Annotated in this window: 17 protein-coding genes; 7 read left to right on the top strand and 10 right to left on the bottom strand. The window is 43.4% G+C overall.

Annotated elements, in window-relative coordinates; all coding sequences use genetic code 11:
• From DDR33_RS01640 to DDR33_RS01630, 3 genes are read left to right on the top strand one after another with little or no spacing between them, the layout of a single operon-like run.
• Positions 1–3,132 (top strand): SusC/RagA family TonB-linked outer membrane protein, encoded by a 3,132-nt coding sequence (locus DDR33_RS01640; RefSeq protein ID WP_109414009.1) that lies wholly within the window; start codon positions 1–3, stop codon positions 3,130–3,132.
• Between the two features lie 11 nt (positions 3,133–3,143).
• A complete protein-coding gene (locus DDR33_RS01635) occupies positions 3,144–5,195 on the top strand; it encodes a RagB/SusD family nutrient uptake outer membrane protein (RefSeq protein ID WP_109414008.1) in 2,052 nt (683 codons plus the stop codon).
• An 11-nt stretch (positions 5,196–5,206) separates the two neighbouring features.
• Positions 5,207–6,190, top strand: a complete 984-nt coding sequence (locus tag DDR33_RS01630) for a DUF4973 domain-containing protein (RefSeq protein ID WP_109414007.1) — start codon at positions 5,207–5,209, stop codon at positions 6,188–6,190.
• Between the two features lie 113 nt (positions 6,191–6,303).
• Here DDR33_RS01630 and DDR33_RS01625 read toward each other — a convergent pair whose 3' ends face one another.
• The 3 genes from DDR33_RS01625 to DDR33_RS01615 all read right to left on the bottom strand — a co-directional run bounded on the left by DDR33_RS01625 (position 6,304) and on the right by DDR33_RS01615 (position 10,319).
• Positions 6,304–7,575: a Na+/H+ antiporter gene (locus DDR33_RS01625; RefSeq protein ID WP_109414006.1), complete on the bottom strand. Its 1,272-nt coding sequence runs from the start codon at positions 7,573–7,575 to the stop codon at positions 6,304–6,306.
• A gap of 111 nt (positions 7,576–7,686) precedes the next feature.
• Entirely contained in the window at positions 7,687–9,504 is a 1,818-nt protein-coding gene (locus DDR33_RS01620; RefSeq protein WP_109414005.1) for a mechanosensitive ion channel family protein, read from the bottom strand.
• Positions 9,505–9,623: 119 nt separating this feature from the next.
• The gene (locus tag DDR33_RS01615) at positions 9,624–10,319 is read right to left on the bottom strand and encodes a GNAT family N-acetyltransferase (protein WP_109414004.1); all 696 of its coding nucleotides are present in this window, start codon (positions 10,317–10,319) and stop codon (positions 9,624–9,626) included.
• Positions 10,320–10,480: 161 nt separating this feature from the next.
• Here DDR33_RS01615 and DDR33_RS01610 point away from each other — a divergent pair, with 161 nt between their 5' ends.
• Together DDR33_RS01610 and DDR33_RS01605 are read left to right on the top strand one after the other, a co-directional pair.
• Positions 10,481–12,919, top strand: a complete 2,439-nt coding sequence (locus tag DDR33_RS01610; protein WP_109414003.1) for a TonB-dependent receptor domain-containing protein — start codon at positions 10,481–10,483, stop codon at positions 12,917–12,919.
• Between the two features lie 83 nt (positions 12,920–13,002).
• On the top strand, positions 13,003–13,764 hold the full coding sequence (locus tag DDR33_RS01605) for an N-acetyltransferase (RefSeq protein ID WP_158280607.1): 762 nt from the start codon (positions 13,003–13,005) through the stop codon (positions 13,762–13,764).
• A 23-nt stretch (positions 13,765–13,787) separates the two neighbouring features.
• Here DDR33_RS01605 and DDR33_RS01600 read toward each other — a convergent pair whose 3' ends face one another.
• The 5 genes from DDR33_RS01600 to DDR33_RS01580 form a co-directional block, all read right to left on the bottom strand.
• Complete coding sequence (locus tag DDR33_RS01600) at positions 13,788–14,720, bottom strand: hypothetical protein (protein ID WP_109414001.1); 933 nt, start codon at positions 14,718–14,720, stop codon at positions 13,788–13,790.
• 69 nt (positions 14,721–14,789) lie between these two features.
• The gene (locus tag DDR33_RS01595) at positions 14,790–15,323 is read right to left on the bottom strand and encodes a lipocalin family protein (protein WP_109414000.1); all 534 of its coding nucleotides are present in this window, start codon (positions 15,321–15,323) and stop codon (positions 14,790–14,792) included.
• Between the two features lie 100 nt (positions 15,324–15,423).
• The gene (locus tag DDR33_RS01590; protein ID WP_109413999.1) at positions 15,424–15,768 is read right to left on the bottom strand and encodes an MmcQ/YjbR family DNA-binding protein; all 345 of its coding nucleotides are present in this window, start codon (positions 15,766–15,768) and stop codon (positions 15,424–15,426) included.
• Between the two features lie 31 nt (positions 15,769–15,799).
• On the bottom strand, positions 15,800–17,518 hold the full coding sequence (locus DDR33_RS01585; RefSeq protein ID WP_109413998.1) for a S41 family peptidase: 1,719 nt from the start codon (positions 17,516–17,518) through the stop codon (positions 15,800–15,802).
• Between the two features lie 158 nt (positions 17,519–17,676).
• Positions 17,677–17,892: a hypothetical protein gene (locus tag DDR33_RS01580; RefSeq protein ID WP_109413997.1), complete on the bottom strand. Its 216-nt coding sequence runs from the start codon at positions 17,890–17,892 to the stop codon at positions 17,677–17,679.
• Between the two features lie 213 nt (positions 17,893–18,105).
• On the opposite strand from DDR33_RS01580, the gene DDR33_RS01575 reads away from it, so the two are divergent.
• Positions 18,106–18,705 carry a porin family protein gene (locus DDR33_RS01575; RefSeq protein WP_109413996.1) on the top strand — a complete coding sequence of 200 codons (600 nt, stop codon included), beginning with the start codon at positions 18,106–18,108 and terminating at the stop codon, positions 18,703–18,705.
• 64 nt (positions 18,706–18,769) lie between these two features.
• Here DDR33_RS01575 and DDR33_RS01570 read toward each other — a convergent pair whose 3' ends face one another.
• Complete coding sequence (locus DDR33_RS01570; RefSeq protein WP_109414182.1) at positions 18,770–19,948, bottom strand: anhydro-N-acetylmuramic acid kinase; 1,179 nt, start codon at positions 19,946–19,948, stop codon at positions 18,770–18,772.
• Between the two features lie 175 nt (positions 19,949–20,123).
• Here DDR33_RS01570 and DDR33_RS01565 point away from each other — a divergent pair, with 175 nt between their 5' ends.
• Positions 20,124–22,964 (top strand): M16 family metallopeptidase, encoded by a 2,841-nt coding sequence (locus tag DDR33_RS01565; protein WP_109413995.1) that lies wholly within the window; start codon positions 20,124–20,126, stop codon positions 22,962–22,964.
• A 57-nt stretch (positions 22,965–23,021) separates the two neighbouring features.
• On the opposite strand, the gene DDR33_RS01560 is transcribed toward DDR33_RS01565, so the two are convergent.
• The gene (locus DDR33_RS01560) at positions 23,022–24,560 is read right to left on the bottom strand and encodes a glycoside hydrolase family 10 protein (RefSeq protein ID WP_109413994.1); all 1,539 of its coding nucleotides are present in this window, start codon (positions 24,558–24,560) and stop codon (positions 23,022–23,024) included.
• Between the last annotated feature and the right edge of the window lie 268 nt (positions 24,561–24,828).

Here is a 24,828-nt window from a genome sequence, read left to right as displayed (position 1 = left end):
ATGAACAGATTCGTACTAATATGTATGTTGCTTTTCTGTATCAGTGCTGGAGCACTGGCACAGGAGGTTGTTGAAGTAACCGGTATGGTGACCGATACGAAAAAAGAACCGTTAATTGGTGTAAGTATTTCAGTATTAGATGCTCCTGGTTTAGGTACAACTACAGATGTGAAGGGTAGGTATAAAATTAAAACGGAACGATATAAGAAGTTAAAGTTCTCTTATATTGGCTTCGATAGTCAGGAAATACTGGTAAAAGATGCTTTCGTCATTAATGTGACAATGAAGGAATCGGAATCGAGTGTGCTGAATGAAGTTGTGGTGACAGGTACTGGTGTTCAGAAAAAAGCATCGCTTACTGCTGCTGTTACTACCGTTAACGTGAACGATCTTAAATCAAACCCGACGTCAAGTATTTCAAACGCACTTGCAGGAAATGTGCCCGGAGTAATGGCAATGATGCAGTCCGGTCAGCCGGGAAAAAATATCTCAGAGTTCTGGATTCGGGGTATTTCAACATTCGGAGGCGGGTCGGGTGCTTTAGTTCTGGTAGACAATATCGAGCGGAGTATCAATGAAATTAATATCGAGGATATAGAGTCTTTTTCTGTATTGAAAGATGCAGCTGTTACAGCGATTTATGGATCAAGAGGAGCAAACGGCGTTATTCTGATCACTACCAAACGTGGCAAGCAAGGTAAGATCAGTATTACTTTCAAAGATGAGAATATCTACAATACGCGCACTATTACACCGGAATTCGAAGATGGCCCTACTTATGCCAGCTTGTTAAATGAATCACGTATCACCCGAAATCAGGCGCCAGTTTACAAGCCGGAAGAATTGGAGATTCTGCGTTTGGGTTTGGACCCGGATTTATACCCCAATGTGGACTGGAAAAGTCTGTTGCTAAGGGATGGGGCAATGACTTACCGGGCCAACTTGAATTTGAACGGAGGAGGAGCCACGGCCCGCTACTTTGTTTCGGGTAGTTATGTGGATGAAGGGGGAATGTACAAAATTGATGAAACGCTAAAGAACGATTACAATACCAATGCAAATTACAAGCGCTGGAACTATCGTTTGAACACTGATATTGATATCACAAAAACAACGGTAGCGAAAGCGAGTGTAGCTGGTTCTCTCGGGAAACGAAACAGCCCGGGGCTTGGTGACAATGATTTCTGGGGTGCTCTTTTCGGATATTCCCCTGTGAGTATGCCTATTCTGTATTCTAATGGTCGTGTACCTGCATTTGGAGCCGGAGGTCAGACAAACCCTTGGGTTGTGGCCACCCAAACCGGATATAATGAAAACTGGACTAATCAGGTACAGACTGACATTACCCTTGAGCAGAATTTTGACTTTATTACAAAAGGTTTGCGTTTCAGAGGGATTATCGGCTTCGACATAAATAACTACAATGATATATTGCGTCGTAAATGGCCTGAACAATGGCATGCCCAGCGTTCCCGTACTGAGACAGGGGAAATTGTATGGGACCATGTTTCCGATCCCCGAGAATTATACCAGTCGAGCAGTGCCGGTGGTGTGAGAAGAGAGTTCTTCGATGGGATGTTTAATTATGATCGCGGTTTCGGGAATCATAATTTTGGAGCAGTAGTTAAGTTCACCCGTGATGCGCTTGTACAAACTGTTTCTCTTGGCGACGACATTAAGAATGGAATAGCCAGAAGAAATCTTGCTTTGGCTGGACGCGCCACCTATAACTGGAAGTCCCGTTATTTTGCTGATTTTACTTTCGGCTACACGGGCTCTGAGAACTTTGCTCTGGGAGAACAATACGGATTTTTCCCTGCTGTCTCTTTTGCTTGGAATCTTTCTGAAGAGCCTTTTATTAAAAATAACCTGCAATGGATGAATCTGTTCAAAATTCGCTACTCTCATGGTAGGGTAGGGAATGATCAATTAAACGGACAGCGTTTCCCATACTTATATACAACGGAAGAGATCTTCCGAAGGGACGGAAACGGAAATTTAGTACTTGATAATGGAAACAGGATACCGGATGGCGGATATCAGTGGGCTGATTTCGGTTTAAACAGGTACTATGGAGGCTTGAGGTATTCTCAGGTGGCTTCTCCCTATGTTACATGGGAAGTTGCAGTGAAGAAGAATCTGGGCTTTGACCTTTCTCTTTTCAGAGACAAGATCGGTGCCAACCTTGATTTCTTTGATGAGAGAAGAACAGGTATTTACATGCCTCGGTATTTTCTGCCGGAAATAGTTGGATTAGAGAGCACTCCCAGTGCGAATGTTGGAGCCGTAAAGTCACGAGGGTTTGATGGCCGATTCGAATACAAACAGAAACTGGGAGAGTTCAATGTAGTTGCAAGAGGCAATATAACATACAGCAAGAATGAGATTCTTGAAAGAGATGAAGAGAATAACGTTTATTCCTATTTGAATCAGGAGAACTACCGCGTAGATCAGGCGAGGGGATTGATTGCATTAGGAATGTTTAAGGACTACGATGACATCCGGAATAGTCCGAGACAAACATTTGGAGACTACCAGCCGGGGGATCTTAAATACAAGGACGTGAATGCCGATGGTGTGGTTGACGATCTTGATCGCGTGGCCATTGGAGCTACGAGAAGACCGAATCTCATTTACGGATTGGGTGCTTCTGTCAGTTGGAAGGGGCTGGATGTTAACGTTCACTTCCAGGGGGCTGGCAAATCTACATTTTTTACCTATGGAAAAACCGTTTATGCCTTCAGTGAAGGCGAGTGGGGCCAGGTAATGAAGGGTGTGATGGGTGATAACCGCTGGATTTCTGCCGATATTTCCGGAGATCCTTCTACAGAAAATCCGAATGCATCCTATCCGCGTCTGAGTTTCGGCGGGAACGCAAACAACTACAGGGAGTCGACTTTCTGGCTGCGGAACGGTCAGTATCTGCGTTTGAAAACTGTAGATATTGGTTATACGCTTCCTAAGCAATTGGCGAACAGAATAAAAACCAATAACATTCGTATTTTCATGGTGGGTACCAACCTGGTTACCTGGTCCAAATTCAAACTTTGGGATCCGGAACTTGCCAGCCCGAGAGGAGAAGACTATCCCTTACCTAAATCCATTACTTTAGGCCTAAGTGTTAATTTGTAAATAGAGAAGAGATGCAAAAGAAGATATATTTTGTGCTATTGCTTGTGATCGGAACCTGCGTGCTTTTTTCCTGTAAAGACGCATTGAAATCCGATCAATATTTCAAAGACCGGCTTACCACAGATAAAGTGTTTAAAAGCAAGGTGTATACGGAAGAGTGGCTTGCCCATGTATTCAACGAGTTCAGAGACATCAATGCCGATGTGGCGAGTAAGGGCTTCACGCCGCATTGTTTTGCCGACGATATGTTTTACGGCGACAGGGACAAGGATTTTGATCCTTCAAAGAATGAAATTTCGTATAACATGTTTAAAATGGGGCAATATACTGAAGGCGACAAACAAGGTACCTGGACGCAGTGCTACCGCGGGATACGTAACGCCTCTACTTTCATTCAAAATGTGTATATGAACACGGAAATGAAGCCGGCTGAAATAGAAGATTACAGGGGGCAGGCCCGTTTTGCAAGAGCTTATCTGTATTGGCTGCTGTTGCGTAAATACGGTCCTATTCCTTTGTTGCCTGACGAAGGAATTGACTATACGGACAGTTATGATGAGATAGCCACACCCCGCAGTACGTATGAGGAATGTGCGGAATATATAGCCAACGAAATGTTGCAGGCTGCGAAAGAAATGCAGACTTTGGGCATGAAACGCGGTCAGGATGGGTCGGCCCGTCCTACATGCGGAGCTGCCCTGGCTACCCGCGCCAAAGTTTTACTTTATGCAGCAAGTCCTCTCGCAAATGGAAATAAATCAGGTTTTGCTGCCAGGCTGACTAATGATACTGGCAAACGCCTGCTTTCTGAGGAATACAACGAAGAAAAATGGGCAAAAGCAGCTGCAGCGGCAAGGGATGTGATCGAATTGGGAGTATATAGCCTTTATACGGCTCCCTTTCAAACGACGGGAACAGATGCTACCGTAGTACCCCCGAAAGACAATAATTTTTCTGAAAAAAACTGGCCGGAAGGTTGGGCCAATATTGATCCTGCAAAGTCTTATGCCCAGGTATTTGATGGTACGCTTCAGGCTTCAGGAAACCCTGAACTCATATTTACCAGAGGAAATAATCAGGGTGGAGAAAGTGTTGCTGCTATGGTTATCCATCAGTTGCCCCGTTCTGCTACGGGGTGGAACACACATGGCTTAACGCAGAAGTTGATTGATGCCTATTCGATGAATGATGGAACGGACGCTCCTGGAAAGGATAAGGAAATCGGACGTGGCAATGGCTCAGAACGTGTCAGTGGGTATGTTACTCAGCAGGATTACGATCAGGGCAGGTACAAACCTTTGAGGCCGGGTGTTTCTTTACAATATGCCAACCGTGAACCCCGATTCTATGCCTCTGTAGCATACAACGGCAGCTTCTGGACCCTGCTTAACGAGACGCGACCGGAGAACCGAAATCAGCAAGTATTCTATTATGTTGATGATAACAAGGGAAACGGAATGAACTCGGCCAATGCGTATTGGCTGCGTACAGGTTTTGGAGTTAAGAAATTTGTTCATCCGAATGATACCTATGAGGGCGGAAATAACAGCCGCGTCGTGCCGAAAACCGAACCCGCTATCCGCTATGCAGATATTTTACTTGCATATGCAGAGGCCTTGAATGAAATTGACGGTTCTTATAATATACCATCCTGGCGTGGTGAAACCTATACCATCCGCCGCGACATCATGCAAATGCAAAGAGGCATTCACCCTGTACGCATTCGCGCTGGTGTACCTGACTATCCGCTTAGTGTGTACAATAATAAGAATGAAATGCGAAAAGCATTGAAACGGGAACGTTTCATAGAACTCATGGGTGAAGGGCAGCGCTATTACGATTTGCGGCGGTGGATGGATGCACCGGCAGAAGAATCTTTACCGATCTATGGATGTAATGTTATGATGGGCAGCCAGGAGAGAGATCTTTTTCACAAGCCTGTAGCCGTATGGACGTTGAAGACCACTTTTGCCGACAAGATGTGGTTCTGGCCTATCAGTCTTAGTGAACTTAAGCGTAACAACCGGCTCACACAAAACCCAGGATGGAACTATAACGATTAAAAAAAGAAAATATGAAAAAGTCATATATACAGATCTTTCTACTTTCGTTGCTAATAATCTGCGGCTCCTGCAACGACGAATGGAAGGATGAGCAGTACAGAAGATATATTGGTTTTAAAGCTCCGTTGTCAAATGAGGGGGTGACTAATATTTTTGTACGATACAAAGACGATGAGAAGACCACTTTTTTGCAGCCCTTGATAGTCAGTGGATCAACTGTGAATGATAAAGACATCACAGTGCATATTGGATTAGATCCGGATACCCTGAAAGTACTAAACTTTGAACGTTTTCAAAGCCGGACAGACTTTTACTACAAGGAACTGAATAGTAACTATTTCTCTATGCCTCAGACGGTAGATATTAAGGCTGGAGAGAATACGGCGTTACTGCCGATAGATTTTACATTTAAAGATATTGATCTCGTAGATAAGTGGGTGCTTCCCTTAACAATTCAGGATGATCGCTCTTATGGCTATACGGCGCATCCCAGGAAAAATTACCGTAAAGCACTTTTGCGTGTTAATCCATTCAATGACTATTCGGGATCTTACAGTGGAACAGCTTTGAAAACTGCTATGGTTGGTCATGAGAACGAAACAGCACTTGTTAAAAATGAGATCCGCACCTATGTTGCCGATGAAAATACCATTTTCCTTTATGCCGGAAATATAGACGAGGAACGGCAGGATCGCCACAACTATAAGATCTTTTTTACTTTTAGTCCTACCGGAACGGTATCTCTGCGGGCAGATAATCCTGCCATTAAGTTTAAAATTAATAAGGATGCCAGTTATACTATATCTGAACAGATGGATGCAGTGCGCCCCTATCTGAAGCATCGCTACATAACGATCAATAATATTGATTACAATTATACTGATTATACAAGGATTGCCGGCGTTCCTATTGAATTCCATGTTGCCGGTTCCCTCATCCTTGAACGGAAACTAAATACTCAGATTCCAGACGAGGATCAGGCTATAGAATGGTAATCTTCAAATAGCAAAGCTCATAATAGAAGGGGGTATTCCTGATATTATGAGCTTTGCTATCACATATTTTTCCTTAAAGCTCTTTCGCTGCTATACCATTTTTTCCTAATTTTCTACAAATCTCCACTGCTCTTATTCAGCTTCTTTATCAAAAACGGCAACAATAAGCCTTGTCCCACAATAGACACCAGCACAGCTACCGTTGTAATATAGATTATTTCACTGCGCATGGGAAATGGGGTTCCGTCTTCCAGAACGTGGGGAAGTCCTATTGCCACAGCCAGGGATACAATCCCACGCATTCCTGACAGACTTATGATCAGGCTTTCTCTGGTTGTAAAGAGAACGGAGGCTGGAATTTCTCTTCTTGTATTTTTAAATTTCGGATGATTAAAGGCCCGTTGCAGAGAATTTTTCTTTAGGAATACACGGAGGGTTCGGATTAAAACCGCCACAAGGGTGATCAGGAAGGCATAAGCGCTATATTGAAGAAGGGGGCTTGCGGGAATGCTTTTTATTACAGCCGGGAGCTCGAGGCCGATTAGAATGAAGATTAGTCCATTAAGTAAAAAAACGACTATTTCCCATATTGTCCTGGATTGCTGACGAAGCGATTCCGGAAACTTTAGGCTACTTAAACGGGAGATCCCAAAGCCAAGGACTACAACCGCAATTACCCCGGAACAATGGAGCTCTTCTGCTATAAGATACGTTATGAAAGGGGCCAGAAGAGTAAAGCTAAGTACTGCCATGGTGTGGCCTCTGACAAATCTTAAGAGAAACTGAAGTGTTTTAGCCATCACTACTCCTACCAGAAAACCGCCTGCCATTAATATCAGGAATGTTAAGGACGCTTTCCATAAAACAAATGCGGTGCCGGTCACCGCAGCTACGGCGAAGCGGTAAGCAACCAGGGCAGAGGCATCGTTAATCAGGCTTTCTCCTTCCAGAATGGTTGTCGTGGTATGTGAAAGCTTTAATCCCTTCGTAATGCCTATCGCCGCTACAGCGTCTGTTGATGCCAGGATTGCCCCAAGAACGAACGCAAGCGGCCAGTCTATACCGGGAATGAGGAACCGTGCGAATACCGCTATACCGGCAGTTGTCAGGAAGACGAGTCCGATAGCCAGGGAACTTATTGTACCGAGGTGCTCCTTAAAGGCTTTAAAAGAGATATTAAATGAGGCGTCATAGAGTAACGGCGGCAGGAATAGTAAGAAAATGATTTCAGGATTGATTGAAAGAGGGGGAATGTCCGGTATAAATCCGAGCCCTACTCCTCCCAGAACAAGGAAGATCGGGGAGGAGATCTTTACTCTGTCTGAGATCACGTGAAGGATTATCATAATCCCAAGCAGGGTCAAAATGGCGGTGTAGTTTTCCATTGCCGTCGTATATTAAAGAAACCGGTCAGATGCTCGATCTGCCAAATCTAGTATTTCTGAAAAATTATGCAAGATCTAATAGCTAGATAGTTTGTACTTATCAGGCTCATTTCAGGACTTCCCTGCCTGTTTAGCATTTTTTGCCGCTACTGAGCCTTCCGGCGGATAGGGGATGGAATTTTTGAGTTCTCCAATCCTTTCGGGACTAAAATAGGGGATAGGCATTTCACCTGCTTCCTTCCATTTGCGCACCTGCTCTGCGGCTTCTGAGGCCTTCTCTTCTGATATACCTTTATCTCTGCTAAGGTATACAGTTTGTGAGGGCATTGCCAGGCTTGTCCCGCTTTTTTCTATGACGTCCATCATCCGCAGATAAATATCTTCCTGAATCTCGAGAAATCTGTCAAAGTCAATTGCATCAACATAGGCGAATACTTCCAGTTTGAGGCAATCCGTTGATATTTCTATAAAACGGATCCTGGCGGGATCCGGGTTGACTTTTGGATGGGCATAAAGAACTGTCCTTAGTTCTGCCAGGAGGAAGCGGATTTGGTCAGGGGTTGAATCTAACCGGATGCGGAAGACAGGATGGAACCAAAAGCGTTCGCGAGGTGAAAAGTTCTCGATTTTAAGGGAGGAAAATTCCCCGTTTGGTATGGTAACTATCGTGCGATCGAGCGTTCTGATCTGTGTTGACCTCATCCCGATTTGTTCTACAGTCCCGACAATGTCTCCAACTTTGCAGAAATCGCCTACACGGATTGGCTGATCTGCAATTAAGGTAACGCTTCCAACAAAATTCTCCATGGTTTTCTGAGCGCCGAGGGCAAGGGCGATACCTCCTATTCCCAAAGCGGCAATCCCCGTGGTAACGTCGAAGCCAAATGTGTCGAGGACGATAATCAGCGCAATTCCAACAAGCGCAATTTTGGCAGCCCTTCGCAGGAATAGCAGTGCAGAGATCCCGGCCTGGTTGCGGTGACGGGCAAGCCGTTTTTCAATAAGACGTGTAATGAAATCTACCAGCTGCCAAAGCAGCAGGAAAACGGCTATTACAAATGCAATCAGGGTGAGGCTGTTAAATCGCTGCCTGACAATTATTGAAATCCCGGCAGCCTGGCTGCCAAATATGAGCAGCCAGATAGTTAAGTATAACCTTACGGGAAGTACGAATGCTTTTATAATTCCTTCCGCGGATTCGCTTCGGGCTTTACGCCAGATGAGTGGAATCAATAATAGTACTACGTAGGTAAGCCCGGTGGCTCCCAGATATGCGAGGATGAGTATGGTTACGAACGCAAGCCAATGTGATATAGGAACACCTCCCCATTGGTTTTCTTCGAGTATTTCAGGTGCGACTTTGTTGACGAGTGCTTTTTCTCCTGCATCTTCTATTTTAGGCGGAATGCGTTCGATTGTTTGAGAGGAGAACAACCAGACAGGACCGTTCTCGCTTTCTACACTTTCGAGTATTAAATCAAACGGTTCTTTGTTTACCGTTGCTGTGCCTACTCTTTCCAGGTTCGGCCCGAGATTGTCGTTTTGCGTTCCTTCGGGTTTATCACTGATCATCGAATAAGGAAGGATGCTGCCCTGCTGGTCGAGCAGGAGCTGAAGATTGCGCGCCAGTTTTACAGAGTCCTGATCTTTTTTTAGTTCTTTATCGATCCGCAGGTAGAGAGATGCTTTGCTATAGTCGCCTTTTGCCACTGCTGCAATGAAGCCTTCAACTGTTCCTCTCGGGTCCCTTCGACCCAGGGAGTCGGGGGGATAGCCTGCCTGAGAGCTGTTTTTTTCAGATGTATCAGGGTGTAGTGACGGTATTTGTGCAAAACCGGATTGAACCAGGATGCAGTAGCAAAGAGTGAAAAAAGCTGCGGGTAAAAGAGTTTTTGAATGTATGCTTTTTAGTTTAAATAGCAGATTCATAGGCGAATGTATAAATTGGCAGAGCTTGCTTGGCAATCGCGTCTGCTGATTATATTTTACCTACCCAACAACTTTTTTGCCGACATGTTTGTCAGTGGAAAGTATGGCTTACAGAACTGCTATTGACTCTTTTCAATTACATATACCCAAAGCTCTTTCCTTACAGTAAATCCTAACTTCTCGTAAAGCTTGTACGCCGGGCTGTTGTCCGGCAGAACATGGAGAAATGGAATCCTGCCCTCTTCCTTTATTTTTCTGATCTGACTGCGGATGATCCTGGATGCATATCCTTTTCCCACATGATCGGGATGACTGCATACTGCGCTGATCTCGGTATATTTTCCGGGCTGTAGCCGCTGCCCCGCCATTGCTACAAGATTTTCTCCGTCGAATATACCTTCGTAATTTCCGAATTCAATAGTTCTGTCGAGAAAGGGGCCAGGATTGGTTAAGGAGGTGAGCCGGAGCATCTCACCGATATTCTGTTCTCCCAATGGAAGGATATCATCCTCTTTATAAGATGGGATTTTGCAATTCTCACCCGTCAATTGCAGGAGTTTCTTTTCTACACTGATGGTCCATTCAGCCGGGATTTTTATCGTTTCGGGCAAAAAAAGAACAGCGGGCTCCTTTTCGCGGAAAAGTAGATGAAGCTCCCGGAAGTCCTGTTCGGAATTGTTTTTCAACCCGGCAAAGAACGCTATATCTCGTCTAAAATATTTCGCATTGCCCGTTCCCCTTGATAGATCTTTGTTCCCGCTTGCGAGGGCGTTCCATATCGGATTGTCGAGCAGATGTTCTTCATTCTTGTCCATTTTGACTTTTTCAGTTTAAGGCAAAAGAACGGATTTTATATCAGAAATATTTTACCGGTTTAAATCCTGTTTTTACCGAGGTGTCTTGCCTGTACACCTAATTCTGGTATGAAGGCTTATCATGGCTTTATAGTTTTGATCCGGATCATACGAAAAAGAACATGAACATTTTTACAAATACTATTCTGACATCAACATTTACCCTAATTCTTTCAGCAGGCTATTGTTTTTCGAAAGGGAACGATGTAGGCGGTAAAGTGGCGGACTTTCAAAATAAAGCGCTTGATTATGTTACAGTATCTCTTATTCGCTCAAAAGATTCAACACTTGTGAAAACGGAGATAACTGACGATAAGGGCGGATTTACTTTTAAAGATATCCCGCAGGGAACTTACAGAGTTGTATTAACTCAGGTTGGCTTAAAAAAGTACTATAGTCAGCCTATTACTGTAATAGCCGGGAAGGAGGACATTGATCTTGGAACCATGGTAATGGAGCCCGATAATAAGAAGCTTGACGAAGTGATGATTACTGCTCAGAAACCTCTTGTTGAACGTAAAGGAGATAAGTTGATTGTTAATGTGTCGGTCAGCAGCGTTTCTGCGGGGTCATCAGCACTTGAAGTGCTTCAAAAGGCTCCGGGTGTAAGTCTGGATAAAGATGATAATATTTCTCTCAGGGGGAAGCAGGGCGTTTTGGTACTTATAGATGGAAAGCCGACTTATCTGAGTTCCGCTGATCTCACCAGCATGCTGCGCAACATGCAAAGCAATGAAATAGAATCCCTGGAGATTATAACTAATCCATCTGCCCGATATGAGGCTGAGGGGAAGTCGGGAATCATAAATATCCGGCTTAAAAAGAGCAAAAATTTCGGTACTAACGGAACGGTTACTGCTGGAGCTGGTTACTCTGGATACAGGAAAACGAACGGAGGGATCTCCATTAATAACCGGAGTGAACACCTTAATTTCTTCGGCAACTATAATTACAGTAATAACAGAGGCGAGCAAAGTACTGATATCGACCGGATCAATGATAATATGGGTTTACGCAGCAGGTTTGCCCAAACAGGTTCCGGGGTGCGTCACTGGTCTAATCACAATTTTAAGGCAGGAGCAGACTTGTTTATTAATAAAAACCATACTGTAGGAGTTATTGTGAACGGGTATTTTAACAGATGGAATGAAAACTATGGTAACTCTACCATGATCAGTTCTCTTTCCGGAGTTGTGGATTCTGCTGTCAAAGCCACGAATACCGGAAATTCAAGCTATCGGAATGTAAGTTATAATCTGAATTATAAGGGGATCCTTGATTCGAATGGAAGAGAACTTAGCATTGATGCTGATTATTCTAATAACCATAGTGACGACAGGATGCAATATGATAATCTGTATCTTTACAATACAAACAAAAACGAGGTGCAGGAACTGCTGAAGAACTACAGTCCTTCGTATATCGATATATATGCTTTTAAAGTCGACTATACTCATCCATTATCAAAGTCTCTGAAAATGGAAGCTGGTTATAAATCCAGCTGGGTCGAAGCGGATAATGACTTTCGTTTCAACCGGTTTGAAGGCAACGGGTGGAACAACGATCCGCGAAGGAGTAATCACTTTCTCTACACTGAAAATATAAACGCAGCTTACGTCAATTTGAGGAAGGAAACCAGGAAGTGGAACTTGCAGGCTGGAGTGAGGGCTGAACAAACTAATTCAAAGGGCGACCTGGTTACTACGGGAGAAGTATCCAGGCGGCATTACCTTGATTTTTTTCCGAGTGCCGCTGTTAATTTTGCCGCAAATGAAAACAACAGCGTGGGGTTAACCTATAGCCGGAGGATCACCCGGCCTGAATATGAAGCCCTGAACCCATTTGAGTATTTTCTTGACCGGTATACCTTCAATAAGGGAAACCCTTTTCTGAAGCCAGAGTATACAAATACATTTGATCTGTCGTACACTTTTCAAAAGAAGTATACCGTATCTGCAGGTTACACCCGGACTACAGATGGGATTACCCAGGTATTGTTGCCCGATCCTGAGAAAAGCGCACTTTATCAAACCAATGCAAATCTCTCTGAGCAGTTAACTTACTCTCTTAATCTAAGTGTTCCCTTTGCTTTCGCAAAGTGGTGGAACAGCAATACGAATATTAATCTATTCAAAAATCAGTTTAAATCTCCCGACCTGAATGGCCAGGTGCTTGATAACGAACAAACTGCCGTCCAAATTTACAATAGTCAAAATTTTGTAGCGGGCAAGGCTCTATCATTTGAGTTAAGTGGAAACTATCAGTCGAAGGTGGTTTATGGGACGTTTAGTTTAAGGCCTCGTTATACGGTCGATTTTGGAATGAGCAAGAGCTTTTCAAACAAGAGAGTGAACCTTAAGCTTACCGTAAATGACCTGTTCAAAACCAGGTATTCCAAAATAAGCAGTGCTTATCCGGGATTGGATTACAAACTGTTTCAAAGGGGGGATAGCAGAACGGCACGTTTAACCTTATCTTATAAGTTTGGAAATAATGAGGTTAAGGCTGGCAGAAGCCACCGAACCGCCCTCGAAGAGGAAGCGGGGAGGTTGAAAAAGTAACACAGGTAATTTTTGTACTGACATAGGGTTGACATCATGCTATCATAATTTAGCTTTGTTTTCTGATAAAAGAGATGATCCCTATGAGTATTTCTATTACAACTCTGACTGACACAAATATAGAGAAGGAGCATATTTGCTGTGCCATCAGTGATGTTAAATGCAGAGCCGGATATAATGCGAAAAAAAGATGGCTTCAGGATCAGTTTCGGGATGGCTATAAGTTTAAGAAAGTGGAAGTAAGAGGTAAAGCGTTTATTGAATATGTGCCTGCTGAAAATGCATGGGTTCCTCTTGTTGCCCCGGGTTATCTCCTTATCAATTGCTTTTGGGTTTCCGGGCAGCATAAAGGAAAGGGATACGGAAAGGCTCTCTACCTTGAATGTGAGAATGAAGCAAAGATGGAGGGAAAGAATGGAATAGTGGTAGTTACGGGAAATTCAAAACAAGCTTATATGTCAGACCGGAGGTTTTTTCAAAATCAGGGCTTTGAATTGTGTGATACGGCTCAGCCATATTTTGAGCTGTGGTATAAGTCCTTGAATGAGAATATATGGAAACCCGAATTCAGGGACTGTTGTAAAACGGGCGAATGCGACGTTAAAGAAGGCCTTGCCGTTTATTATACAGATGCCTGTCCGTTTACAGGGTATTACACAGAGGAGTTGGAAAGGATGGCCTGTGAGAAAGGGTACAAGATCAGCAAAATAAAGCTTGAGAGCAGGGAAATGGCTCAAAACCATTTTAGTCCGCATACCATTTACAGCTTGTTTCAGGACGGAAAGTTCCTGACCCATCAAATTTTGAATGAAAAGTCTTTTGAGAAGCTTTTGGGGGGAGGTTGAAACTGCACCGGATATTTCTTTTTTTATTTCCGGCCTTTTACGCTCAGGCTAATCTCACTGGTATGAGCCATTCCAAGTGTAGTTCCTGGCTTGATCACAAGAAAACGTTTCAGATATACATCAATAATACCTTCCAGAACCCTCCTCCTTGATTCCTCGAATTCAGGACTAACGATGAATTTTGAAAGGTGCATATCTCCTTTATCATCGACGAGGACAGAAAAGTTATAGGAGAAATCCTTATAAGCCTTATCAATGGATATGGAATATTCGGGATAAAGATATTCGTCGGACGGACTTTTATGAAGGAGATCGTGAGGATCAAGTTTTACTTTCAGCTTATTAACGGTGATTTCTTTTATCTTGCTTGTGAGGACAACCGGAATACGCGCGGCGAACGCACTGTCTTTGTTTGCCGGGTTTCGGTTAGCTCTTTCCGACTTAGCGCGTATGAATGCGGTATCTCTTGCTGAAGGACGCTTCATGAGTTCAGGATCCCATTGCCTTTTCTTGAGGTATTCATAGGAGTAAAACTTCATAAAGGCGTTGGAAAATTCTTTAGACACTTTTTTTTCTTCGACAGAAAGTAACTGAAAGATAAGGCTATCCTTGCTTATGTGCCTGATTCTCATCCAATGTCTCGCGATATTGAAAACCGAATCATGATCGTGATAGATGGGGTAATGGTAGAACACTTTTGCCTGAGGATGGTAGATCATCAAAGAATCATCTGATAGAAGATACATCTTCCAGGATGGTTCAAGCTCGTAACCCTGCTCATTAAAAGACAGCCCGTTTGTAAAATACCGGTCAGTCTCGATATATTGCATCCCGAGAACATTTTTGAAGGTGGGCTTCACCTTGCCCTGCTTCTCCTGATTGCAAGAACTCATTACAAGGAAAAGCAGTACAAACAGAGTATAGCCGGCAACCGGAATTGGAGTTCTTCTTTGCATAGGCAGCTAAAATAGTCAATTCTGCAAATCGCAGAGAATGTCCTGCGGATTACCGGCAGGGGATAGTGATCAATCCCCTGACTTTTGGGGTGTTATTCTGAGTTTAGAAATATCAAACCCTTTGCTTAGTGCAATTATGAGAAGCTCTTTATAGGTTTCCTTTTCCATCCAGGGTTTTCTGCTCAGGATCCAGAGGCTCTTCCTGTCAGGATTCCCCACCATTGCATAACTGTAATCCGGCGCCAGGGCAATGATCCAGTATTTGCCCTTGAACGGCCAGAAGAATTCTACGTCGAGTTTGGCATTGCTGACAGGATCGGAAACAAATGCCTTTCCTGTTGCCACCCTTTCTTCCCCTTTGGAGATACAGGAATTTTTAACTTCAATAGTACCGTCTTCGTTTAGTGAATATTGTGCAGTTGTGTAAGTACATCCTTTTTCGAATCGTTTGGGGATAGCTGCAATTTCATACCACCTTCCCAGATATTTGTTTAAATCAACTTTTGGCACAGTTTCAAGAGGTTCATCAAGAAGCTTTTTAATTACTAATGCTGCAGCCGTCAACACTAATCCAGCTGCAACTACGGGAACACTTTTCTTCATTCGTTTTAAGCACTAACCTGTTTTAAGAAAATTTGTTATTGATGGTATTCATCATCCGATAACAAAAAGATATCCGGATAGTTTCCCGCTGGGCAGGATGTTAAGACAGGTCAGACCGTTCTTTCAATGGCAGTCCTTTTACTACGAGAAGATATGAGTCGAGTATCCACTGGCGCAGGAGGGCATCGCTGACTGATCCGTTTGGGATGATGGTATTCCAGTGTTTTTTATTCATGTGGTAGCCCGGGAGTACTTCGGAATACTTTTCCCTCAGTTCAACCGCCTTTTCCGGGTCGCATTTGACATTGAATGTGAAATCCTGAAGAGATGCCAGTGCAAATATCTTTCCTTTTACTTTCATAACCAGGGTGTCTTCTCCGAAGGGAAAGCTTTCTGTAACCCCCGCAAGTGAAAGACAATAATACCTGTATTCCTCAATATTCATAAAAGAACAATTCTGTATCTAAGATAGTATCTTAATTTTTGCCGGTATTTGCTGAAAACCCGGTACTAGGTTTTCCAATTGATTTATAGATGCCTTCCCCATGCAATATGGCGGCAAGAGCTGATTTGTTCGTCAGGACTGAAACCGCACTTTTTAGATCTTCATCGTGCTTGAACGCTTGTTCTATTCTTCCTCTCTGGAAATAGTACCTTGAGGCGATTTCATTCTCCAGAATACGGGAAATCTCGTCCTTAAACTGAATAAGATCGTTCTTCTTACTAACTGAAACTTTATTCTTCAGTGCTTCAAACTCTGTTTTGATCTCAGCAAGCTTACTTTCCTTTTCTGCCTCGGTTTTCAGGTCGCTCAGGATCTTTTCAGTCCGGGTATCGTAATTGTAGTCTTTATCTGAAAGATAGTTGACAAAATCGTTGTATTCATTATCACTTAACCTAAAGATTTTGGCATCGGGTATATTATTCTTTTGCCTGCGGTAATTGGTTGCATAGTCAAAGAAATAGTACCGGCTTGCAAGAGTCTGCGAGATGGGACTGTATTTTACAGGTTTTATGAAAATGTCGGGATAAATTCCGCTGCCATCATACACCGTTCTGCCTCCGGGCGTTTTATAAGCAGAAATTAATGAATCGGCCACTTTTTCAACATTTCCTTCTGCTGTACGGTGGGTATAGTCGAGTGACTGTATGCAGCGACCCGAAGGTGTATAATATTTCGCTACGGTTACTTTTACCAGGCTGTTATAAGGAAGATTAAATGTTTGCTGAACGAGGCCCTTTCCAAAGCTCCTTTGCCCGATCACAACGGCTCTGTCCATATCCTGAAGGGAACCAGCTACAATTTCTGATGCTGAAGCCGAGCGGTTATTTACCAATACTACCAAAGGAAGATGAAGGGCAATTGGATTATTGTAAGTGAGATAGGTGTAGTTTTTTTCAGGGCTTCTGGCTTTTTGGGTAACCACCTTCGTATTAGACGGAACGAAAAGATTAACAATCTTTACGGCTTCCTGCAGAATGCCCCCGCCGTTTGAACGAAGATCGAGAATAAGGCCGGCAGGCTTATTCTTCTGAATTGTGACAAGGGCATCCCGTACCTCGTTTCCGGAATTTTCCAGGAACTTATCTAACTTGATATAACCAATGTTGTTATCCAGCATGCCTGAATAAGCGACGTTCGGTTGAAAAATCTCCGCTCTTTCGAGGCTTTTCTCAAGAGGGGTTGTTTCGCCGGGGCGCATGATGACGAGCTTCAGTGGGGTGTTTTTGGGACCTTTTAGCATAGAACTTACCTGTTCGTAGGGCCGTCCTCTCAAAGACACATTGTTTATTTTGATAATTTCATCACCTGCCCGGATATCTGCCTTCTGAGCCGGGAAGCCTTCGAATGCTTCCGCGACCATGAATCGTCCGTCCCGGTTTTGAATGCTCGTTCCAATTCCGCCATACTGGGTGCTTACATACTTCATCTTGTAATCTTCCATCTCCGACTCCGGAACGAATTCGGTATAGGGATCAAGACTCTGGAGCATTGCATCAATACCTGTCTGCATCAGCTTAGAAGAATTGACCTCGTCTACATAGTTTATATTCAGTTCTTTATATAGCGAGGAGAAAATGTCAAGGTTTTTAGACGCCTGAAAATAGTCATCTTTGAACCCCGCTAAAAGTAATGCTACTACAGAAAAAGCCATCAGCTTTCTTTTGGTAATCAGTTTTTTCAGTTTAAGCATAATGTTTTTCTATAATAGTAAACGGAAAACGCATGTTAAAAGTACTAAATATAAATATAACTGTTGGGTATGAGAATATTACAATATTAATTTACTTTTTCAGTAAGCCGGGTGGGAAGGGATAAGAAAAGAAAAGCTCCGAATGGGAGCTTTTTGTACTATAGTCGGTTGTTGTCTATGTTGACGAGTCCTTTTTTTAATGTAAACACCACATATTCCCTGCTTCGTTTCAACCGGTTCATCAGGAACTGGATAAGCTGTTCTTCTTCGCCTGGTGTGTATGCCAGTTCTTCGTTTGACAGCTCCCTGTATTTTCTTTTTATCTTGAGCTTAAGTCTTTCCCAATCGGAATTATTAATAGTGATCTCAGCCATAATGTTCTTTATGTAAATTGCTTTTTGAGCTGTAACCTGTCACGAGCGTCATAAATATATATTTAATACCCATGATAGTTTCTTTGTTACAAATTTATAAATTTTGTCGTCTTGTTAAAAGTTAATGCGGGGAGATGTACCGGCAACTTTTTTTTCGTTTGAATGTTGTAATGGTTATGTCCCCCCGGGATAGAAATTTAAGATTATGAAATTATGAAAAAGATCATTTTACTAAGCTGCTTTTTTGTTGCCCTGGGCGCAACAACTTATGCCCAGCTTCCAAAGCTGGGATTTGGTATTAAGGGAGGACTTAATATTGCGAAGCTGAAGAACGATTTTGCAGATCAGCAGAACAGGCTTGGCTATAACGCCGGCTTCTGGGCCAGGGTAAGTACACCGGCTTTCTTTGTACAACCAGAGCTGTATCTCGGAACAAAAGGGAGCGAATTTGAAAATGAAATAAGTGCCGACCGTATTGCGAAAGGTGAAGTTAAATTTACCACCCTGGATGTACCGGTACTGATAGGAAAAAGGTTTGGCCCGGATCTGCTTGGTGTACGTGTGATGGCAGGCCCTGTCATATCGTTCATGTTAAGCAACGATGCTGACTTTGATACTGCTTACGATGATGTAACGAATATCTCTGATTACAAGAATCAGGCATGGGGTGGTCAGATTGGAGCCGGGGTAGACATCGCCAGTTTTTCGGCTGATCTGAGATATGAAGTTGGGTTCTCGAATGTTAGTAAGAGCAGCAAATACGATCAGAAGCAGAATCTTTGGATTGTAAGTTTAGCTTACAGGATCTTCTAAAAATATATAAGCATCAGCAGGGAGTGAAGACTGTCGGCTGATGCTTATCCGTTTTAATCTTCCTTTAGTCGGGAAGTGATATCTTACCCATTGTTAAACTTGGCTCTATGCCAGCACAGACCTTCGAACCACACAATGTTTCGTTTGCGAGAAGAGCGAATAAAGCAGCTTCTTTTGCATCCGGATTTATCCCCAGTTCTTCCGTTAGCCTGACCGCCACAGAAGGAAGTTCGTTTTGGATTTGTTCCATGAGATAAGAATTATGGCATCCTCCTCCGCTTACGTATAAAGTAAAGGGCATATTAAGAATTGTTTTCTTTATTCCCAGGGTGATCGTTTTTGCTGTAAGTGCTGTGGCTGTAGCGATTAAATCCCTGGGATCAGGCAGATCAAGTCCGGAAGCAGCCAGGGCGGCTTCAATAAAGCCTGTATTGAATAATTCCGGGCCTGTCGTTTTGGGAAATTCCTCCAGGAAGAAGGGATGTGCCAGCATCGTTTCCAGCAATTGCCCGCTGACCTTGCCTGACCGGGCAATGGAACCTTCGGGATCGAAGGGTTTATTAAAATACTGCATGCACAAGGCGTCGGTGAGTGTATTGCCGGGACCAAGATCCGAGCAGATGACATCCACTCCTGTTGCCAGTAATTTAGTGAAGTTTGCTATTCCACCTATGTTAAGCAGGATACGGTTTTCATCCTTACAGGAGAACAGGATATAATCTCCATAAATTGCCAGGGGGGCTCCTTCTCCTCCTCCCGCTATATTCTTTTGCCGGAAATCGCTCAGGGTGATAATCCCGGTGTTTACAGCAATGTGGTCTCCATCTCCGATTTGCAAGGTGGCGTCAGGGTAGTTTTCTAATTTATGCAGGCGTTTGGGAGCATGATAAATTGTCTGTCCGTGACTTGCGATGCAGTCGATATCCTCCGGATGGACTCCCCATTGTTTCATTGCAGACAGTACTAAGCCGGCATGAAGTTGTCCTATTTTTGCGTTTAAGAGAGTGAGCTTTTGCAGGTCGATCTGTTGTCTGGAAAAGATCCCGCGAATATCATTTTTAACTTCTTCGGTATAAGATACGGTTTCGAACTTTTCAATAGTAAGCTGTGTATTCAATCCGCTTCCGCTGATCTTGCATAGGGCAATATCGAGTCCGTCAAGGGACGTTCCCGACATCAGGCCGATAATTCGCCGGCTTTCTTTTTCCGATAACTCCAGTAACTTTTGAATTTTCTGATTCATTCTAATTAGGTTATATACCGCACTTAAGGGAGGAAAGTACATAAAATATGCGATTTAGTACATAAGAATTAAAGGAAAAGCTTATTACATTTACGCTCTTGTAGAGCAATGCAAAAAACGGAGCCGGGGTTTGATGGCGCCGTAACAAACAGAAATTTAATTCTTCTAAAACAATATGAAAAGATCCAATAAACTCTGGGTTTACCTGGTGGCCTTATCCTTATTTACGGGTGGGTATACACAGGCCCAAACAAAGAAAAACTTAAAAGGCAGTACGGTATCCGCCTCTTCTGAAGTGATCCCTCTGGATACTGCCGTTAAAACGGGAAAGCTGGCCAATGGATTTACGTATTATATTCGCAGGAATACTGAGCCTAAAGAACGTGTCCAGCTCTATCTTGCGTTAAAAGCGGGATCTATCCTGGAAAACGAGCAGCAACTTGGACTTGCCCACTTTATTGAACATATGAGCTTTAATGGAACGAAGAACTTTCCTAAAAATGATCTCGTAAACTATCTTCAGAAGTCGGGCGTACGGTTCGGTGCAGATTTAAATGCCTATACAAGTTTTGATGAGACGGTGTATCAGTTGCCATTGCCTACAGATGATCCGGTTCTGTTTAAAAACGGGATGCAGATAATGCGTGACTGGGCTCAGAGCGCACTTTTAGATCCCGCAGAAATAGAAAAGGAGAGAGGTGTGATCCTTGAAGAAAAGAGATTAGGGAAAGGTGCTCAGCAAAGGATGCAGAACAAATATCTTCCTGTGCTTTTTAATGGTTCGCGTTATGCTAATCGTCTTCCGATCGGAACGGATGATATTTTGAAGAACTTTAAGCCAGAAACCTTAAAAGGCTTCTATAATACCTGGTACCGGCCGAACTTACAGGCTTTAATTGTAGTGGGCGACATTAATGTGAAGCAGGTGGAGCAAATGATCAAAGAGATGTTTTCTGACCTGAAAAATCCGGCAAAGCCTGCGGAGCGTACGAAGTATTCTATTCCTCTCCTTAATAAGAATCAATTTATCGCGGTTACAGATAAGGAAATGCCTTACACTGTTGCGCAGGTTCTCGTGAAGCATCCTGCTGCCGATTTGAAAACAAAAAATGATATGAGGAATAGTATCATCAGATCTCTTTACAATCAAATGATGGGTGCCCGGTTCTCTGAGTTAATGAAGCAGGCAAATCCTCCGTTTCTTCAGGGAGAAAGCAGTATCGGAGATTTTATGGCCGGTCTTGATGTGGCTGCTGCTGTTGTGGTGGCTAAACCGGGTGAGCTCGAAAGTGGTTTCAAAGCTGTATTTACGGAGATTGAAAGAGCCCGCAAATTTGGATTTACTTCTACTGAGCTGGATCGTGCGAAACAATCTTATCTGACAGGTATGGAAGCAGCCTACAAGGAAAGGGATAAAACCTCTTCAGAACAATACGTGCAGGAGTATCTTCAGTACTTTTTGAAAGGCGAAGCCAGTCCTGGTATTGCATATGAATACAATTTTTCAAAAGAGGTTATGCCGGGCATTTCCCTTGAAGAGGTAAATTCTATTACCACCAGGTATCTGACAGACCAGAACAGGGATGTTGTGATTATGGCTCCTGAAAAGGAGACAGCTACTCTTCCTGTAGAGGCGACGGTAAACAGCTGGATCCAGGCTGTTAAAAACAGTACGATAACTGCTTATGTTGATCAGGTATCAGATAAACCTCTTCTTGAAACGAAACCTGCCCCCGGAAAGGTAGTTAGCGAAAAAAAGATAAGTGAGATTGGTGTTACCGAACTTAAGCTCAGCAATGGCGTAAAGGTCGTTTTAAAGCCCACGGATTTTAAGAACGATGAGATACTTATTAATGCATTTAGTCCCGGCGGTACTTCTCTTTATTCTGACGCTGATTATCAGTCGGCATCGGCTGCTTCTGCTCTCGTGGATGCAAGCGGCATTGGAGAATTTAACCCGATTCAGCTTCCAAAAATGCTCACAGGAAAAAGGATATCGGTAAGTCCGTACATTTCAGAACGTTCTGAAGGGATTTCTGCTTTTTCTGCGCCAAAAGATCTTGAAACCGCGCTTCAACTGGTGTACTTGTATTTTACAAAGCCAAGGAAAGATGAAGAGATATTTAAGTCGCTCATCCAGCAGCAGAAAGGCTCTCTTGCAAACAGGGAAAGTGATCCTGCAAGTGTGTTTTCGGATACGGTTTCTGCGGTTCTTGGGGGGTATAATGTTCGCCGTACAGGCCCGAGCATTGCGAAAATTGAGCAGATTGATCTTGATAAAGCCTATTCGATTTATAAAGATCGTTTTGCCGATGCAGGCGATTTTACGTTTACAATTGTAGGAAGCTTTAAGGAAAATGAGATCCGGCCCTTGCTCGAACAATATCTGGGAGCGCTTCCTTCTTCAGGCCGGAATGAAGAAGCAAAAGATCTCGGGATCCGTCCTCCGTCGGGGAAATTAACCAAGGCCGTTTACAAAGGACAGGAAGACAAGGCGACGGTAAGGCTGGTCTTTCCGGGAAGTTACACGTATAATGAAGAGAATAATCACCAGTTAGATGCGCTGGCTGAAGTACTTCAGATAAAGCTGATAGAACGTTTGAGAGAAGAGGAAAGTGGAGTGTACAGTCCTGGCGCAGGAGCAAGTTATAGTAAATTTCCAAGTAACAGGTATGCTGTGACTGTAAGTTTCGGTTGTGCACCTTCTAATGTAGATAAGCTGGTGAACGCTACACTGGAAGAAATCGGAAAGATCAGGAAAAACGGGGCACAGGCAGTAGACATTGAAAAATACCTGGCAGAAGAAAGAAGGACAACAGAGACCCAGTTGAAACAGAATCGTTTTTGGTCTGGATATCTTGCTTCAAGCTATCAGTTGAATGAAAACCCTTTAAGAGTTCTTACATACCTCGACTCTTTAAAGAAAATTACACCTGAAAGCCTGAAATCTGCTGCTAATACTTACTTAAGCGGGGACAATATGATTAAGTTCGTTTTGTTGCCTGAGAAGAAATAAGGATATTTCTATAAACGGGAAAGGGCTGGATTAATCCGGCCCTTTCCCGTTTATAGATTAATTTGCATGTGGAAGTGATATCAGGACGTGGTTAGACGCAGGGCTTTCATTTTTCAAATGATCCAATGCGGTAACTACATAAAAGTAAGAGCCATTCCCTGCTGTCTCATCCTTATAACTCGTGTTATTGTTAAAACTTATCTTCAGGATCTTCGAGGCATCCTGAAGATTTATAACCCCTGTAGAAGGAAAACGATATACAACGTAACCGGAAGCGCTTTCTCCATCCCTTCCTTTCATCGGTTCTTCCCATTTTAGAGAAACAGCATTATCCACAACTGTTGCCTGAAGGTTCATCGGAGCCAGCGGAGGAACATCATCCAGCCATAGCATCTGAGGCGGTAATGCCGGATATTTATAAAAATCGTTCCTTAAGGAGTCCTGAACTCCCGCATAGTTTAAGGTGACGGAGCGGGAACTGAAAAAGACACTCCCCTGAACACGGGTATTCTGACGGGCATAACGGATCTGATCCGGAATTTGCTTCCAGTCATTCCATCCTGGCCTGCGTTCTATCGCACGGTAGGCAGCGTGGCCAATATAAAGATGTCTTCCATTTGTATGGTTACTCCACCAATCCACCAGCTTTTCGTACGGTGCGGCCCTGTAATAAAAAGGGAAGTATATCTGAGGATTAATGTAGTCGAGCCATTGTTCCCGCATCCATTTCCTTGCGTCTGCATAAATCGTTCCGTAGCTGTCAAGCCCGGCGCTTTCAGAACCCTCGGGATCCTGTCCTTTGTTTCTCCATATGCCAAATGGGCTGATCCCGAATTTTACATATTTTTTGATGGAATGGATTTGAACGGATAGTTCATGGATAAGGGTGTCGACATTATGACGACGCCAGTCGCCTATATTCTGGAAGTTGTTTCCGTATGTTTTAAATGTTTCCCTGTCCTGAATGACCTGGTTCTTTTCGGGATAAGGGTAGAAGTAGTCATCAAAATGAACCCCATCAATATTGTAATTTTTTACAACATCTGTTACTACCTGTATAATATAACTTCTTACTTCGGGGATGCCGGGGTTGAAGAGTTTACGGCCCGCATAATTGAAAAACCATTCCGGATGCTTTTTGGTGATATGATCGGCACTGATATCTGAGGGAGAGAGGGTCGTGGAAGCTCTGTACGGGTTAAACCAGGCATGCAGTTCCATTCCCCTTTTATGGGCTTCCTCGATGGCAAATTCGAGAGGATCATAATAGGGTGCTGGCGGTTCCCCTTGTCTCCCCGTAATAAACCTGCTCCACGGCTCCCTGCCTTTTGCGTAAAAAGCGTCTGATGCAGGCCTGACCTGGAACATGATAGCATTTATCCCGTTCTTCTGATGTTCGTCAAGAATTCTTAAAAGCTCTTCCTTTTGTTTGTTTGCAGACAATCCGGGCCGTGAGGGCCAGTCAATATTTGCTACGGTTGCCACCCATACGCCGCGAAATTCCCTTTTAGGGGGGGCCGGACTAAGATCGCTTTGCCCGGTTGCTTTATAACAGGAAGCAAAAAAGATAGCCGTCATCAACCAAAATCTAAACATTCCTTCTCTCTTTTTATTTAAAACCATAGATGCTTATCCCGATATTGACCTTTAGCACAGGATGTTAATTGTTTGGGAGGCAAAGATAAGGTAAAAAAGTAAATATGCTGACGGAGCTTCCGCTGATATGATAGGGTGTAGCCTTCGGAAGGACTGTAAAAGTGCTTTTAAATATTATATTTGTCTTCAGTATAGATTGACGCAATATTTATTTCCAAATTTAGTTATACTGAGAGAGCGCATAGTTTGCAGGGCAAGCTGTTTGATC

It is taken from the genome of Pararcticibacter amylolyticus (assembly GCF_003130405.1).
Taxonomy (GTDB): Bacteria; Bacteroidota; Bacteroidia; order Sphingobacteriales; family Sphingobacteriaceae; genus Arcticibacter; species Arcticibacter amylolyticus.
The sequence above is the reverse complement of the archived record's forward strand: the minus strand, read 5'-3'. Positions and strand labels throughout refer to the sequence as shown.

What these genes read in the sequence shown, in the direction of transcription:
- DDR33_RS01640 (WP_109414009.1), top strand. Translation starts at nt 1, where the DNA reads ATGAACAGATTCGTACTAATATGTATGTTGCTTTTCTGTATCAGTGCT.
- DDR33_RS01635 (WP_109414008.1), top strand. Translation starts at nt 3,144, where the DNA reads ATGCAAAAGAAGATATATTTTGTGCTATTGCTTGTGATCGGAACCTGC.
- DDR33_RS01630 (WP_109414007.1), top strand. Translation starts at nt 5,207, where the DNA reads ATGAAAAAGTCATATATACAGATCTTTCTACTTTCGTTGCTAATAATC.
- DDR33_RS01625 (WP_109414006.1), bottom strand. Translation starts at nt 7,575, where the DNA reads ATGGAAAACTACACCGCCATTTTGACCCTGCTTGGGATTATGATAATC.
- DDR33_RS01620 (WP_109414005.1), bottom strand. Translation starts at nt 9,504, where the DNA reads ATGAATCTGCTATTTAAACTAAAAAGCATACATTCAAAAACTCTTTTA.
- DDR33_RS01615 (WP_109414004.1), bottom strand. Translation starts at nt 10,319, where the DNA reads ATGGACAAGAATGAAGAACATCTGCTCGACAATCCGATATGGAACGCC.
- DDR33_RS01610 (WP_109414003.1), top strand. Translation starts at nt 10,481, where the DNA reads ATGAACATTTTTACAAATACTATTCTGACATCAACATTTACCCTAATT.
- DDR33_RS01605 (WP_158280607.1), top strand. Translation starts at nt 13,003, where the DNA reads ATGAGTATTTCTATTACAACTCTGACTGACACAAATATAGAGAAGGAG.
- DDR33_RS01600 (WP_109414001.1), bottom strand. Translation starts at nt 14,720, where the DNA reads ATGCAAAGAAGAACTCCAATTCCGGTTGCCGGCTATACTCTGTTTGTA.
- DDR33_RS01595 (WP_109414000.1), bottom strand. Translation starts at nt 15,323, where the DNA reads ATGAAGAAAAGTGTTCCCGTAGTTGCAGCTGGATTAGTGTTGACGGCT.
- DDR33_RS01590 (WP_109413999.1), bottom strand. Translation starts at nt 15,768, where the DNA reads ATGAATATTGAGGAATACAGGTATTATTGTCTTTCACTTGCGGGGGTT.
- DDR33_RS01585 (WP_109413998.1), bottom strand. Translation starts at nt 17,518, where the DNA reads ATGCTTAAACTGAAAAAACTGATTACCAAAAGAAAGCTGATGGCTTTT.
- DDR33_RS01580 (WP_109413997.1), bottom strand. Translation starts at nt 17,892, where the DNA reads ATGGCTGAGATCACTATTAATAATTCCGATTGGGAAAGACTTAAGCTC.
- DDR33_RS01575 (WP_109413996.1), top strand. Translation starts at nt 18,106, where the DNA reads ATGAAAAAGATCATTTTACTAAGCTGCTTTTTTGTTGCCCTGGGCGCA.
- DDR33_RS01570 (WP_109414182.1), bottom strand. Translation starts at nt 19,948, where the DNA reads ATGAATCAGAAAATTCAAAAGTTACTGGAGTTATCGGAAAAAGAAAGC.
- DDR33_RS01565 (WP_109413995.1), top strand. Translation starts at nt 20,124, where the DNA reads ATGAAAAGATCCAATAAACTCTGGGTTTACCTGGTGGCCTTATCCTTA.
- DDR33_RS01560 (WP_109413994.1), bottom strand. Translation starts at nt 24,560, where the DNA reads ATGTTTAGATTTTGGTTGATGACGGCTATCTTTTTTGCTTCCTGTTAT.